8 protein-coding genes and 5 tRNA genes are annotated in these 16,020 nt (G+C 38.2%); 9 read left to right on the top strand and 4 right to left on the bottom strand.

Features of this window, described 5'->3' with window-relative positions:
• Positions 1-26: 26 nt before the first annotated feature.
• The gene (locus tag HX062_RS02380) at positions 27-2,663 is read right to left on the bottom strand and encodes an AsmA-like C-terminal region-containing protein (RefSeq protein ID WP_286466257.1); all 2,637 of its coding nucleotides are present in this window, start codon (positions 2,661-2,663) and stop codon (positions 27-29) included.
• Between the two features lie 90 nt (positions 2,664-2,753).
• Positions 2,754-4,511 carry a signal peptide peptidase SppA gene (gene sppA, locus HX062_RS02375; RefSeq protein WP_286466254.1) on the bottom strand — a complete coding sequence of 586 codons (1,758 nt, stop codon included), beginning with the start codon at positions 4,509-4,511 and terminating at the stop codon, positions 2,754-2,756.
• A gap of 122 nt (positions 4,512-4,633) precedes the next feature.
• On the opposite strand from sppA, the gene folK reads away from it, so the two are divergent.
• Entirely contained in the window at positions 4,634-5,770 is a 1,137-nt protein-coding gene (folK, locus tag HX062_RS02370) for a 2-amino-4-hydroxy-6-hydroxymethyldihydropteridine diphosphokinase (protein WP_182625597.1), read from the top strand.
• A gap of 58 nt (positions 5,771-5,828) precedes the next feature.
• Here folK and HX062_RS02365 read toward each other — a convergent pair whose 3' ends face one another.
• Entirely contained in the window at positions 5,829-6,368 is a 540-nt protein-coding gene (locus tag HX062_RS02365) for an RNA methyltransferase (protein ID WP_182625596.1), read from the bottom strand.
• 200 nt (positions 6,369-6,568) lie between these two features.
• On the opposite strand from HX062_RS02365, the gene HX062_RS02360 reads away from it, so the two are divergent.
• The 4 genes from HX062_RS02360 to HX062_RS02345 all read left to right on the top strand — a co-directional run bounded on the left by HX062_RS02360 (position 6,569) and on the right by HX062_RS02345 (position 10,146).
• A complete protein-coding gene (locus HX062_RS02360) occupies positions 6,569-7,081 on the top strand; it encodes an FUSC family protein (protein ID WP_182625595.1) in 513 nt (170 codons plus the stop codon).
• 79 nt (positions 7,082-7,160) lie between these two features.
• Positions 7,161-9,761 carry a DNA mismatch repair protein MutS gene (gene mutS, locus HX062_RS02355; protein ID WP_182625594.1) on the top strand — a complete coding sequence of 867 codons (2,601 nt, stop codon included), beginning with the start codon at positions 7,161-7,163 and terminating at the stop codon, positions 9,759-9,761.
• 211 nt (positions 9,762-9,972) lie between these two features.
• Positions 9,973-10,045, top strand: a tRNA-Gly gene (locus HX062_RS02350).
• A 15-nt stretch (positions 10,046-10,060) separates the two neighbouring features.
• Positions 10,061-10,146, top strand: a tRNA-Leu gene (locus HX062_RS02345).
• A gap of 54 nt (positions 10,147-10,200) precedes the next feature.
• On the opposite strand, the gene HX062_RS02340 is transcribed toward HX062_RS02345, so the two are convergent.
• Positions 10,201-14,664: an MBG domain-containing protein gene (locus HX062_RS02340; RefSeq protein ID WP_286466251.1), complete on the bottom strand. Its 4,464-nt coding sequence runs from the start codon at positions 14,662-14,664 to the stop codon at positions 10,201-10,203.
• 417 nt (positions 14,665-15,081) lie between these two features.
• Between HX062_RS02340 and HX062_RS02335 the strand changes: the two genes are divergently transcribed.
• The 4 genes from HX062_RS02335 (at position 15,082) to HX062_RS02320 (ending at position 15,968) form a co-directional block, all read left to right on the top strand.
• A tRNA-Gly gene (locus HX062_RS02335) sits at positions 15,082-15,154 on the top strand.
• A 17-nt stretch (positions 15,155-15,171) separates the two neighbouring features.
• Positions 15,172-15,257 (top strand) — tRNA-Leu (locus HX062_RS02330).
• 113 nt (positions 15,258-15,370) lie between these two features.
• Positions 15,371-15,724 (top strand): hypothetical protein, encoded by a 354-nt coding sequence (locus tag HX062_RS02325; RefSeq protein WP_182625592.1) that lies wholly within the window; start codon positions 15,371-15,373, stop codon positions 15,722-15,724.
• Positions 15,725-15,882: 158 nt separating this feature from the next.
• A tRNA-Leu gene (locus tag HX062_RS02320) sits at positions 15,883-15,968 on the top strand.
• Positions 15,969-16,020: the final 52 nt, after the last annotated feature.

Below are 16,020 nucleotides of genomic sequence, written 5' to 3'. Positions count from 1 at the left end.
TAGCTATTACTTTTGGATCAATGCTTTTATTCGCTTTTCTTTTTGCCGAAAAGATCTTTCAATCCTTTCCCTATTTTATCTACAGCTTCTTCCGTTTCTGTTTTCTTCTTTTCTCCTTCTCCACCCTGTTCTCCTTCTGTTTTATCTTTTTTTCCACCGCTCAACAAATCTTTTAAAGCATCCTTTCCTTTATCGATATATTTATTAGCCTGATCTTCTGCAATTTGCTTGGTTAGATTGGTAATGACCTCATTCATGTTGGTTCCTACTTTTGGCGCACTAAAATCACCTGTCAACCCTACTTTCACCGGAATTGCATCGTATTTGGCACTTTCTTGAGGGCTTAATTTCGCCAAGAGATTCGCTACATCAGGTCCTAACATTTTAGCAGGAACGTTGAAATCTAAGTCGTAATTCATCTGTTGATCAAAACCGTGCTCTCCTGAAACTTGTACATTCATATCTTTCAATTTCAAATCAAAAGGAGAAACTTGTACTTTTCCGTCTTTAAACTTCAAATGGATGCGTTTATTATTCAAATCTAATTTACTTAAATCAACAAATTTTACTGCTGAATCTAGAGAAGAAAGCAATTTTGAATGAGCGACATTCACCTGCGAATTTAAAATATCTCCCGTTAAATCCCCAGAAAGTGTATTCAGTATAGGTGAAAAGTCATTGCTTTCCAATTGCCCATCTAATTTGACATTGGCATTGATATTACCGGCAATAATTCCTGCAATAGGAGCAATTTTCTTCAAGAACTCAAATTGAGTAAATGTATCCTTGATATCCAAGGTTTTCAAACCTAAATCCATATTGAACTTTGGTTGTGTTCCCTTTGTTGATACATCTCCCGCAAACAACAATTTACCGCCAAAAATATCCGTGGTCATGTTTTCTAATCGAGCGGTTTCATCTTTTACAATCAAACGACCTTTTACGTTTTTCAGAGTGAGGTTGTCATAGACTACCGTTTTAGCATCTGCATTTATTGTACAATCTAAAAACGCAGGTATTTTCAAAGCTTCTCCTTGTGGAGTAGGTTTAGCTTTTTCTTCTTTCGGTTTTTCAGCTGCTTGGGCAATATCCTCTTTCAAGAGATCCGCTAGAATAAAGTTCGTAGAACGCACATTAAAGTTCCCTTTTAGCGTTTGTTTATTGAACAAGAAGCCATATAAATTATCTAAACGCCCATCAGCAGCTATATCCGTTTGTCCTGTTGCCAAAGCAAATTTATTCAAGCTCACATGATTGGTATTAAACGAAATAGCCGCTTCTTTTATATCTAAGGGCTTAGCCATTGCAACTGAAGCAAAATGGAAATTCGTTAAGCTAATATCTCCTGCATTTTTGATGTTTTGATACTGACTTTTCTCTACGGAATTCATATCAAAATTAGTCGTAACATTGGCTTTTAAGATTCCCGTTAAGGGAACATCGAGTTTCACGGGATAAGCTTTGGTCACATTGGCTAAATTAATTACCCCATTTAATTTTGCATCAACTAATGGGTTCTCTGTCAGGTTTTTGATATTGGCACTGGCATTGAATACATCTTGATCAATTTTAAACGACAGTTTATTCAAGTCAACATAGGTATCTTTCATCAACCCTGTCGTATTATTTATTTTCATATCCAATACGATTTTCTCTACCGATTTCGGCAGATCAGGGTATTTGAAGGACGCGTTATTCGCGGCCATTTCAATGGCTAAAGTAGGAATTGTCGTTTCCGTCAAATTTCCTTTTACTTTACCCGCTACTTTGAATTCTCCTGTTGTCGTTACCCCTTTTAGACCACCGGCATAGGCTTCCGGAATTAAACCCAAAAAGTTTTTAAAGTCTGAATCAGGTGTAGCAAAAGACAAGTCAAAAGCTTGACCATTTTCCAACAATTGCACCTGACCATCAAATTTTAACGGCAATTGATTGATCAGCGCTTTATTTTCTTTGAAGGTGTAGATTTGCTGATCCATATCCATGCCAATCATAGCATTGAGCGCTAACTGTACTTGGTTCAAATAGGAAGTTCCATCCATAACAAAAGAAACCTTAGCTTTTGATTGGGTATCTAAATCCAACACATTTGCAGTTAAGTTTCCTTTTCCCTCGTGATTAAACTCCTCAATGATTACTTGCATTTTCGAGCTTAAATCCGTGTATACAAGTTTGGTATTTTCAATTTGATAGTGCTTTAACGCTAAAGAAAAAGGGGTGTCTTCTTTGTCCTTCTCCTCCTCTTTTTCGTCCTCATCTTTCAAAGCAATATCGTAGTTGGCGATTCCCTCTTCGTTCACCAAGACATTGATCTTTGCTTCTTTTAGTAGAATTTCTTCAATATTCATGGGTTCTTTCTCCCCGTTGAACAATTCCATCACCGACATTTTTAAGCCAATCGTCTGTGCATGCACTAAAGTATCTCCGTCAAAAGGAGCTGTATTGACGATCGTCAATCCGTCAATAGTTACCGTCGCTTTGGGGAAGTTTTTCAACAAGCTCAAATTCACCTGATCAAACGACACCGTTGCTGTGAGGTTGTCGTTAATGGTTTTAAGTACTAAATCTTGAACTTTTCCTTTGAACAAAAATGGAGCAGCGAGTAGTAGCAGGAAAATCCCACCGACAATTCCACCAATCCACAACCAAATTTTCTTTTTCATAATCAATTAATTTTCATACAAAATAACAAAAAAAAGAGTCAACTCAAATGACATGAGTTGACTCTTTCCATATATTGTGAAAATCTTATCTTATTGAATTTTAATTTCGAAAGGCATAATCGCTTGTGCCCCTTTTAGCGACTGGAAATAATTTAAACGTTCCATCATTTCAAAATTCTCTTGTCCAATTTTCTCCTTCAGCAATTCATCTTGCGTTTGCATGATCGAAGCGCCTAAATAATTACGCAACAAATCATTGATTTTTAGTTCGTATTCTGGATAGTTTACCACTTTATAGTCTTCGATTTCAACTTTATTGGCAGCATAGGCAATTGCAGCGTTCAATCCACCTAATTCGTCAACTAACCCTTTTTCTAAGGCATCAACACCTGTCCAAACACGTCCTTGAGCAATCTCATCTACTTTTTCAAACGTCATATTACGGCCTGCAGCAACGCGATTAACAAATGTTTCATAAATAAACTCTATGCTTTCTGTTACTTCGGATTTAAACGAGTCGTCTACTTTTCGGAAAGGACTATAGGAAGCTGCATTTTGATGCGTTTTTACTTGTTCTGCATTTACTCCGTATTTAGTTGCTAGCGTACTGAAATTGGGCAACATACCAAATACACCAATTGAACCAGTAATGGTCGCAGGATCAGCGAAAATACGATCTGCACCACTAGCGATATAATATCCTCCTGAAGCCGCTAGATCTCCCATAGATACAATCACAGGTTTTACTTTTTTAGTCAATTCCACTTCTCTCCAAATTAACTCTGAAGTCAAAGCACTTCCTCCAGGGCTATTGACACGCAAAACAATCGCTTTGACCTTGTCGTTATTACGCGCTTTCTTTAAAGCTCTATTGATAGACCCCTCTCCAATATAGTTTACATTTCCTTCACCATTTAGAATTTGCCCTTGGGCATAAATTACGGCAATTTGATCTGTACTAGCTTTCTTTGTTGGGTTATCTGCTTTGATATACTCTAAGACGCTGATTTTATTATAATCTTTGTCTTGAGTCATCTCCAACGCTTTTTTGATTCCGGCGTGGTACTCATCTTCGTAGGCTACTTTGTCAATCAACTTTAAAGCTAAGGCACGCTCTGGTGTTCTTGCTGCTAAGTTCGTCGCAATATCATTTAAACTATCTACTGCTATACTTCTGCTTTTAGAAACATCAGCTACCAACGTAGACCAAATTGAATTTAGGAATACTGTAATTTGCTCCCTATTGGCTTCGCTCATTTGCTTTTCTAAATAAGGCTCTACCGCACTTTTGTACTTCCCATGACGAATAACCTCCATGTGTACTCCCGTTTGATCTTGTAATCCTTTTAAATATAAAATCTCAGTTGATAATCCACGGAAGTCAACAGCTCCCACAGGATTAACAAATACAGTATCTGCCACTGAATTCAAATAGTATTCACCTTGTGATAACGCATTGGAATAAGAGACCACAAACTTTCCACTTGATTTAAACTCTTGTAATTTTTCTCTAATCTCTCTTCGCTGAACAAATCCCAATGAAGAAACCGTATTCAACATGGAGATTCCTTTGATACGGTCGTCGTTTTTTGCTTGTTCAATTGCCATTATTACATCCGAAACACCATCCTTACGCTGGTCGTTGAAATTAAAGTCTTTATAACTAAATTTTCCTCCATAATCATATTGTACCGTTGACAAGTCCAACTCCAATACAGAGTTATTCTTTACAAGTACAGTTTCACTACTTCCCGCTACCGCGATAATGGCTATAAAACCAACAAACAGTATGCCGAAAAAGATACATAATCCCAGTAACGTTGCTAATAAATTTCTTAAAAACTTCATAGTATTATTTTTTATCCAATTAGTAGAGCCTAGCAAACAAATGTTACATTGCCCTATACTTTTCATTTAATATCTGCACAAAGTTAGCATTAATTAAAATTTCTTTTACTTACTTTTGTGACATGAATACGCAAAACATGCTAGTTTTATCTCTTGGTACGAATCAAGGGGACAAAAAAGCAAATCTAAATAAAGCTATAGACTTCATTCACAATGAAGTAGGTACTGTTATTACAATTTCTCCCATTTATGAATTTCCAGCATGGGGTTTTGAAAGTGAGCCTTTTTACAATTGTGCTTTGGTTATCCACAGTCTTTTAGATGCGCAACAGGTACTAGAAAAAACATTAGCCATAGAAAAAAGATTAGGACGCATCCGCAAGCAACAAGCAGGATATGCTGCCCGTAGTATTGATATTGATCTCATTGCGTTTAATGACGACATCATCCATACACCAACCTTAACGATTCCACATCCATTGATGCAGGAACGCTTATTTGTCTTGCAGCCTTTATATGATTTGCACTTGGATTGGATTCATCCGATTTTCAAAAAGAGCTGTAAGCAATTACTAGCAGAATGCCCGGATGTAACGACTTTTAAGCAAGTGGATCTACTAGAATCTCACTTGCAACATCACCCGTTAAGAAAGTTGAATTTCGTAGCTATTGAAGGCAATATTGGCGCAGGAAAAACGACGCTTACGCATCGCATTGCTGAGGACTTTAACGCTAAGAGTATTTTTGAAGGTTTTGCCGACAATCCTTTTTTGCCTAAATTCTATCAAGATGCCAGTCGATATGCTTTTCCATTGGAAATGTCATTCTTAGCTGATCGCTACACTCAATTATCGGATGATTTGGCGCAGTTTGACTTGTTCAAAGAATTTATTATTGCCGATTACTACATTTTCAAATCGTTGATTTTTGCACAGATCACCCTAGAAGAAGATGAGTTTCGCCTTTATCAACAAGTCTTTGACATTATGTATAAAGAGACGCCTAAACCCGATTTATACGTTTTTCTATACCAAAATACGGATCGCTTATTGGAAAATATCCAAAAAAGAGGTCGTTCCTATGAGAGTGATATCTCAGGACAATACCTCGATAAAGTGACCCAAGGCTACTTCAATTTTATGAAAACTATTCCTTCTGAAAAAGTCTTGTTGATCGACATCTCAGATTTAGACTTTGTCGCCAATCAAGGGGATTACATCCATATACTAAATCAAATAGCTGCAAAGCTAACATCTTAAAAAAAGCTCCAATACGAAGTGTTGGAGCTTTTTGTTATGATCTGTCATCGTATTGTTACTATTGTGCCTTTTGTTGCATTTGTTGGAATAAATCCCAAATAACAATGCCCGCGCTTACTGAAATATTAAGGGAGTGTTTTGTTCCCAATTGCGGAATTTCAATTACCCCATCACTCAGGTCAACAACGCCTTGAGATACTCCTTTTACTTCATTTCCAAAAACCAAAGCATAACGCGTTTGATCTTGTACTTGAAAATCGTTGAGCATAACACTATTTTCCACCTGTTCGATGGCTTGCACACAAACGCCTGCTGCTTTTAATTGTTGCACTACTTCCACCACGTCTTTTGCATACTCCCATTCCACTGTATCTGTTGCACCTAGTGCGGTTTTGTGTATTTCTTTATTGGGTGGTGTCGCTGTTATCCCACATAAAAATACTTTTTCAATCAAAAAAGCATCGCAGGTTCTAAATACCGATCCAATATTGTGTAAACTTCGTACATCGTCTAAAACAATGATAATTGGTGTTTTATCCGATGATTTAAACTCGTCAATACTCTTTCTCTCTAATTCGCTATTGGCTAATTTTCGCATAGGTAGTTACTATATTTCTGCAAAAATATTGATTAAAGCGATACTAGTCCATTATTTAGGGGAGGAAAATACAAAACAGTAAAAAAACTAAGTTTTTATCTAAATCACACCTGATAATAGTCAACTTTTAACTAATCTTTGATAGAGAATACTTGTCCACCCTATTGAAGTTCAATAATTTTGTAGGTTAAAAATTGAAGATGATCCACGACTTAATCAAGAGAATAATTACCTCAGCAGTACTAATTTACACCGTTAGATGCCTAATTGGATTCTGTATAGGCTATTATCTTTTTCTTCGGTTTGAGGATCACGAAACGCTTTGGACTATTATTTCTATCATTTTAGTAATCTCCCCAGAGGGACAAAATTCGAAGAAATTATCAATTGAACGATTCAAGTCCAATTTAGTAGGATCGGTAGTGGGATTAATCTGCTTGGAGATTCATACGCCAAACCTGTACGTGATTCTCTTTGGCATTGTTTTAACCATTTTGATTTGTTACTTTTTCAAGATACTAAACATGGCGCGTGTTGCCTTAGTTTCTTTAGTGATCATTTTGGTACAGCCCATTACGGGCATCACAGAAATGACGCCATTGTATCGCTTTTTGGCGGTGACTATTGGCTGTTTAATTGGGCTGTTAATCGTTATATTTACTTCTCTTCCCCTTCGTCGTTTAAAGCGATACTATCAGATTCCGCTGTCGTAAAAATTCTTTTGCTTTTAGCTATCTCGCCAATCTTACTGTATATTTGTAACTTCGTGTTATTTCCAAAAAAACAAAAGATATGGCTGCTAAAGAAAAAGCGACAAAAGAAACTCCATTAATGAAACAATACAACGATATCAAGGCAAAGTATCCCGATGCTTGTTTGTTATTTCGCGTAGGAGATTTTTATGAAACTTTTGGAGAAGACGCCGTTCGAACCGCACAAATTTTAGGTATTACGTTAACTAAGCGCGGGGCGGGAACGTCTAGTGAAACTGCATTGGCGGGGTTTCCTCATCATGCGGTAAACGTGTATTTACCCAAGTTGGTCAAAGCCGGACTTCGCGTAGCCATCTGCGATCAGTTGGAAGATCCCAAGATGACAAAAACCATTGTTAAACGCGGAGTAACAGAATTAGTTACCCCTGGTGTAGCTTTAAATGACGAAGTGTTACAATCCAAGTCTAACAACTTTTTATGCGCCTTACACTTTGCTAAGAAAACCTTAGGAATTGCGTTTTTAGACGTGTCTACTGGAGAGTTTTTCACGGCGCAAGGAGATGAAGAATACATCGACAAGCTACTGCAAAACTTTAACCCCAGCGAGATATTAGTACAGAAAAACAACAAACTTCTCTTTCAACAGCACTTTGGTTCTGCCTACAACCTCTTCTTTTTAGACGATTGGGTGTTTAAAGAAGACTTCGCTTTTGAGTCGCTAACCAAACAGTTTCAGACCAATTCCCTCAAGGGATTTGGCATTGAAGAATTAACAGAAGGCGTGATTGCTTGTGGTGCGGTATTGCATTATCTCTCAGAAACACAGCACACGCGCATCAAGCATATTTCAAACATTCAACGCATTGCAGAAGATGCTTACGTTTGGATGGATCGCTTTACCATTCGCAATTTAGAGCTCTACCAAAGCAGTAATTTCAACGCAATTACCTTGCTTGACGTGATTGATAAAACGCTTTCCCCTATGGGTGGTCGATTACTCAAACGCTGGTTGGCATTGCCTCTGAAAAGAAAGAACAGTATTGTTGATCGACACGAAATTGTGGAACTACTAACACAAAAACAAGATACCCTTGCATTTTTTCAAGGGCAAATAAAAAAAATATCCGATCTAGAACGCTTGACCTCAAAGATTGCAACGGGAAAAATAACCCCACGTGAACTCTTGTATTTAAAGGATTCATTAGATGCTGTTATTCCGATTAAGGAGCAAGCGTTAAAAATCCAAAACGCATCCTTAAAGAGCATTGGCGATCAATTACACGATTGCGGCTTGTTGCGCGAACGCATTGAGCAAACCATTCATGCAGAAGCTCCTGTAGCGGTTAGCAAAGGGAATGCCATTGCTTTTGGGGTGAATGAAGAGTTGGATGAATTGCGCAATATTTCATCTACAGGCAAGGGCTACCTCGATGAAATGGAACAAAGAGAAAGTCAAAACACGGGAATTCCTTCGCTAAAAATCGCCTTCAACAACGTCTTTGGATACTATATTGAAGTGCGCAACACCCACAAAGACAAAGTACCAGAAAACTGGATACGCAAACAGACATTGGTCAATGCGGAGCGCTATATTACGGAGGAATTAAAAGCATACGAAAACAAAATATTAGGCGCAGAAGAAAAGATTAGCCAGATTGAAAGCAGGCTATATGATGAGTTTGTTCATTGGTGTGGCCAATACATTCAGCCGGTTCAATTAAATGCGCATCTGATTGCACAGTTGGACTGTTTGTCCTCTTTTGCTCAATTGGCATTAGAAAATAATTATGTACGTCCAGTGCTAGATGACAGCTATGATTTAGAAATAAAAGAGGGTCGTCATCCGGTTATTGAAAAGCAATTGCCATTTGATAAACCCTATATTACTAACGATGTGTTTCTCAACAATTCTACCCAACAAATCATTATGATAACGGGACCGAATATGTCGGGAAAATCGGCCATTCTTCGTCAAACTGCTTTGATTGTATTATTGGCACAAATGGGGTGTTTTGTTCCAGCTGCAGCTGTACGCATGGGCGTTGTTGATAAAATCTTTACTCGTGTAGGGGCTTCGGACAATATCTCCATGGGAGAGTCAACCTTCATGGTAGAGATGAATGAAACGGCTTCTATTTTGAATAATATTTCAGATCGCAGTTTAGTCTTATTGGACGAGATTGGACGTGGTACGAGCACATATGATGGAATTTCTATCGCTTGGGCTATTGCTGAATTTTTGCATCAACACCCTTCAAAACCCAAAACACTTTTTGCTACACACTATCACGAATTAAACGATATGCAAGAGTATTTTGAGGGGGTTAAAAACTACAATGTTTCCGTTAAAGAACTGAAGGACAACGTGCTATTTATTCGAAAATTAATTCCTGGAGGAAGCGCACATAGTTTTGGAATTCACGTAGCAAAAATGGCAGGAATGCCTCAATTGGTAATTAATCGTGCTCAAAAAATGTTGAAACAATTAGAAAAAAATCACCATGCAGAAGGAGAACTAGGATTAAAACCAGCAGAACAAGACTTGCAGTTGAGTATTTTTAATATAGACGATCCATTGTTGAGCAGTATAAAAGATGAATTAACAGCACTTGACATCAATACCTTAACACCTGTAGAAGCTTTAATGAAACTACATGAATTGAAAAAAATGATCCAATAAATCGCTTTGATCGATCGAAAAAATAAGGCAAAACGCTTGTTTCTATTGGAACAAGCGTTTTTTTTATAAAAATTCACAAGCTTTTACTTCCTGACTGCCAACCGCTTGAAAAAAAAGACGAAAAATAACGGGTTATGGTAGTTGTACAAGTGAAAAAATATTTTACATTTGCACTCGCATTACAGAAATAATGCACGATCATACAACGCTTGCGAAAATAGCTCAGTTGGTAGAGCGCAACCTTGCCAAGGTTGAGGTCGCGGGTTCGAACCCCGTTTTTCGCTCGAGAGTATTTTTTTGCTCGAGTGGTGGAAGTGGTAGACACGCTGGACTTAAAATCCAGTGAACAGTAATGTTCGTGCGGGTTCAAGTCCCGCCTCGAGTACAAAAAAGGCTGTCTCTTTGAGACAGCCTTTTTTTATTTGCATTTTTTCTTTACTTATTCTTTCACAATAAACTGAACGCTTTTTTGTTTTCCATTTCCTTTGAGCACTAGGAAATAAGATCCCGCTGCTACTGTAGCAGGTACTTGAATTCCCTTCTCCGCAGTACCCTCAACAAAATCACCTGTTTGGATAACTTGCCCTTTTAGGTCGTACATACTATAGCTAACTGCTTGTTGTTGATCGTCATCCAAGCGAACAAACAAACGTTGATTTTTTTGTACTGGATTTGGATAAACACCCCAATTTGCTTCGGTTTTATTCTCGATATAAATCGGACAACTCACCATTTGCTTCCCTGAATGCAAGGTCAACACCACGTGATACGCAGCTCCTGCTTCTAGCGCATCACTTGAGTTTTCACCAGCAGAATACGCTTGCTTTTTCCCAATTGACTCGCCATTTTTAAACCACTCATAAGCCGTAAACACATACCCTCCATTGGTGTTTTTGTTGTTATTCACCAAGAGTAAATTCGTGTATTTCTGATAGATAAGAGATTCGGTCCCTATGCGCTTCACCAAGTGTACAGTATAGGTTTTATGCTCAATTCCACGAGAAGAAGTTACTGTAATTTCTTGTGTGTAAGACCCGTATTCTTTCACAGGCACAACGATGTACTTCGATGGGCTAACTTGCATACCTTCCGCAACCTGAACTTCAATGATCACTTGGTCTTGTTGTGTATCACAACTAAGCTCTACAAAGATCTCTTGTTCCGGTGTTCCATAAGAAATGCCGTCGATCAGTAGATTTTCAATTTCCACCGCTCTACTTGTAACCTCAATGGTTCTAGAAACAGGTATAGCAGCATTGTAATTCGCATTCCCATCTTGGGAAGCCGTTACTGTTACATCGCCTGGTTTCAAGAAACGCATCAAACCATCTTCTTCTACTGTTGCTACTTCAAGGTCAGCGGCATTGTCAATGCGATAAGAAATAGGCAATCCAACATTGCTTATTGCATAAAGCTGAAGCGTTGGTGTATCTTCAATCACAACCGTCGATACATTGCCGAACGAAATCACTTGATCTGCTTTTGTAATGGTTAAAGTTCCCACTACAGACAGAGGTTGGTATGCCGGACCATAATCCACTGTCGCGGTTACCTGATACACTCCTACATCTACTTGATCATTGTTGACATAAGTAATGATTGCCTCTGGATCCGTCACACCTACTAAGGTTAAGGATTTTACCTCTCCATCATAAACAAAAGTTTGAGAAGGCAAGGTTACACCTGAAATTTGGCCTTGCAAAATTTCAAAATCTGCACCGATAAAAGAAGTGATATAATAATTCTGACGCGATGTTAAACTCCCTTGATGAATGGTATATAAGCCGAGGTCTTCACCCGGTTCACGCTCGAGATTGCCTACCATTACATTGGATGGATAATCCCCTAGACGCAATCCTTCCAAGGTATAAGTAAATACAGGATCAGCTTGTCCAAAGCGTTTACTTTGATTGGCATGGACCACAACTGCTATAGGAGCAGCCGTAATTTTAAATTTTTCTTGGTTGCCCATCACAAAACTATAATTCCCCTGTGTTGTGGTTAAGGTTCCTGCTTGATATAGATATTCTCCTACATTTTCACCAATTGCTCTACCTAAAAGCCCTTGTAATACAGATTCACGAGTATCGTCAAACTTGAATCCCGTCACCGTAAATTCAAATACAGCAGGATCCGCTTGCCCATACACTTTTTGTACCCCTGCCACGGGATACAAGCTCAACACAGCAGGGGTGATTGTGAATTGATTTTCTTCAAACACCATAACGTAATGCTCATCCACAAGCTGTACCGTTCCTACACCAATAGTGTAACGTCCCACATTTTCACCAGCCTCTCTGCTTGGCGTTCCCGTTACAACAGTTGCTGCATCAACTCCTCCTTCCAAACCAATCACTTGGTAGGTCAAAGCTGAATCTATTTCTCCATACACTTTTTGACTTGCATTAGCCCGAACGATTAATTCCTTCGCATTAATAGTAAAATCAGCACTTATATAGGTAATATCGTAATTAGGCTCAGCTTGCAAGGTTCCTAGTGTAATGGCATAAGTACCCAGTTCCTCTCCTACTTCTCTACTCAACAATCCAGTGATCACATCCGGTGTATCTGCATATTGTAATCCCCCAACAGTATAGGTAAAAATAGGATCTACCTCATTAAATTGTTTACTTAGAGTACTATCCGCAGTGACGGTTAACATTGCTTTTGTTACAGTTAGGGTAAACGTCACATCCTCAGCAGGTAAAAACTGGTGATTACCAGCTTGACTAGCGGTTACTGTAGTTGTTCCAACCCCTTTAATGACAAAGGTATTATGCTCAAATTTAGCTACTGTTTCATCAGCAACAACATAGGTCAAGGCTAATTCACTATCAGAAGTCCCGTGCTCAAAAGGTAAATCACCATAGGTTTTGGTCACATCTGCTGCAGTGATCACTTGTGACCTCAAAGGTTGCGTTGAAAAAGCCACAGGACCATACCAATCGCCACAAGGCAAAGCATGCACATAAACCTCGTATTCCGTATCCTCCTCTAAATCCGTAAATTCATAACTTGATCCAACATTATTTACGGTTGTTCCTTCTCCTAATTCAAATCCTGCGGGACCATATTCGACAACAAATTCAGTTGCTTCAGATGTAATATTCAATTGTATTTCAACACTTCCTCCTCCTTCTATTTCAGCTTCCTCAATCTCCATACAAGTAAAAGCACTCGAAATATCAAAATCATCTACAAGAACAAACAGATCTTCAAAGACCTCCTGAATTTTAGCTGTAATCTTTATAGTCACGTAAAGTCCTACATACTCATCGAGTTCAAAAGAAAAGTTTTGCCACCCTGCTTCTCCATTACTAAGAATCGATCCTATAGTTGAATAAGACGTACCAAAATCTGTGGACAGCTGAACATCCATTTTTCCTAATTCGTCAAAAGCGGGATTTTCTAAGCCATCCAGCATAAGATAGTTAAATGAAAACACATCTCCTGTGCGAATAGGTCCAACGGTAATCGTTTTGAATTCTGCTTTTAAATAATTACCAAAAATTGAAAAATCATACAAATACACGCCCATACTTCTTTGGTGATCTGTATCATATTCTTCAAAAAACCAAGGCGAATTATTGATAGCCCCCCATCCTAAAGGATAAGTTTCACTCGCTTGAAAGTTTTCATGCCAAGGCGATCGGGTAGTTAGTATTTCGTCAAAAGTCAATGGACCTGCCCATGGGCTTTGATCACCTTCTTCCTCCGAACAAATGCGACGTACATAAAACTCATACGCTGTATCATGGTCCAAATCCGAAAAGGTATAGGAAGTCGTTTCAACAGCTGAAATAACAGTTCCCTCAGTGCTTCCTTGTACAAAACCCTCAGGTCCATACTCTATCTCAAACTGATTACCACCACTCATCCAAGTAAGAGTGAATCCCGTAGGGGTAATATTAGTTTTACTCAACATACTCGGCTTTAAACAACCTGGAGGACAAGAACCTAATACTATGTTTTCAGTAACAACTTCTTCACAAGCCGATACTGTTCCTGACTGATCTTCAACGTCACCTATAGTAATAGCGTATTGCACTTCATTATCACAAAATCCAAGGAAACTATCATCAATTTCAATTTCCAATGCATACGGATGATTGGTGCCATAATAGGAAGCTGTGATTGAAAAATCTTCCCCCTCTTCATAAGGTCCACCGCTGAGAACAACAACCCCATCAGCATCTAATAATGACCAAGTAGTAACATCACCATATTCGGGAAAGGTCAAGGTTATCCCAATTTCACAGCCCTCTGATGTTTCAGGAGGAGTAGTACCATCGCCAATATTTAAAGTAAAGTCAATGGCCTGACCATAAGAAAGTCCAGTTTCCTCAAAGTAATAATCGTAAATACTTATGGAACAGGGATCCTCAATAAGGGCAACATCATACTCGGGATCTGTCCATGTTTTGGTAACTCGAATACGAGTTTGCCCAGCTAAAGCCGTAGCTGGAATAGGAATGCTAAAGGAAACATGTTGACCGTCCGACCCATCAGATCCATCAAGCTCGCCAAGGTAAAAGACTTCACCCGCATCATTTAACACCCCATTTTGATTCCAATCAATAAAGGCAATCAGTTCATTAAAGTCTCCATACGTATTTCCTTCAACTTGAATGGTGTAGGATTGACCAGGGGTTACGTTAGCCACTCTAGCGGTGTGATTAAGCAATAAATCCTCATCATTGGTATTGACAATGGTCAATCCAGCAAACTGAATTTTGGTGATTTCCTCTACCATTATTGCGTCCACATCACAATAGGGTGCGGGAAACTGGGCAAAAGATACTTGTCCCCAAAAACAAATAACAAACAAGAAGAACAAGTGTAGTCCCCTTGCTTTTTTTTCCTTTTTATCAAAAGAAATAGTTTGGTTAGTAGTGATATTCATATTTTTCTAATTAATTGAAACTATCATAAAGACACATAGGTAAAGCGCATTGTTTTAACTTTATAATTCATTAGTCGTACACAAAGAGAGCAAAACACCATCAATTTAGTAATTAATATCCAAACTACCATTAGGAATAATCTTAAATTTTTAACTTAATTTTAGTAAACACCTATTATTTCTTTCCTTATTGCTCAGCCGATTTACCCGCTATAATTCCTTTTATTGGAGAGTGAGGAGGAGAACGTACTGTGATTATGATTGAAATTCAACAAAAAAATAAAAAGCCAAGGCTTTCATTATCAATCCAAAACGAAAGACTCATACTTTTATATCTAAAAAAGCTTGCAAAACAATTTTTTCTATTCTATATTTGCACTCGCAATACGGAAGTAATGCACGATCATACAAAAATTCGCGAAAATAGCTCAGTTGGTAGAGCGCAACCTTGCCAAGGTTGAGGTCGCGGGTTCGAACCCCGTTTTTCGCTCAAGTAAATTTATTTACGCTCGAGTGGTGGAAGTGGTAGACACGCTGGACTTAAAATCCAGTGAACAGTAATGTTCGTGCGGGTTCAAGTCCCGCCTCGAGTACAAAAGTCCTAAGTTAACGCTTAGGATTTTTTTTTGCTCTGTAGTGACCAATACCCCCTATAACACCCAAGAGCACCAACCTATATAAGCATTGAATTTATTACATTTTTATTATGAGCGCAATCGTTATTAGCCAGAAAGAAAATGAAACCTATAAGTTCACTTTTGAACACCGTAGAGGACGAACCCTATTAACCAGCCAAGAGCACTCAACCAAAGACGAAGTATATGAAACAATCGATTTCTTAAAGAACAATTTCGCCTCAGTAGAGAGTATCCGATTTAAAACACCTAGTGGTAAGTTTTATTTTAAAATCGTCATTGACGGCAATACCTATGGAACAAGTCGCCGATTTAATACGGAATTGCGCTTTGAAAACGGAATTGAAGAAGTAGTTCAAAATTTTGTTGCCGCAGAAACACTCGACTTTTCACTTGATATCTTTGGAGATTTACCCGGAGATTAATACTTTTCAAAAAAAAATAAAATTATCAAAATACTGATAGTCAACAACTAAAAATAGAAGGTAAAAAATAATAGCTTTTTTTTTATTTTTTTATTGTCAAGCTCTATTTTTATTCTATCTTTGCACTCGCAAAACAGTTCTAATACTGGTGAGCAGAGGCTCGAGTGGTGGAAGTGGTAGACACGCTGGACTTAAAATCCAGTGAACAGTAATGTTCGTGCGGGTTCAAGTCCCGCCTCGAGTACAAAAAGTTTCAAGTTAATACTTGGAACTTTTTTTTTGCCCTAAAACGAAAA

This window comes from Myroides sp. DF42-4-2 (assembly GCF_030326445.1).
GTDB lineage: Bacteria > Bacteroidota > Bacteroidia > Flavobacteriales > Flavobacteriaceae > Flavobacterium.
The sequence above is the reverse complement of the archived record's forward strand: the minus strand, read 5'-3'. Positions and strand labels throughout refer to the sequence as shown.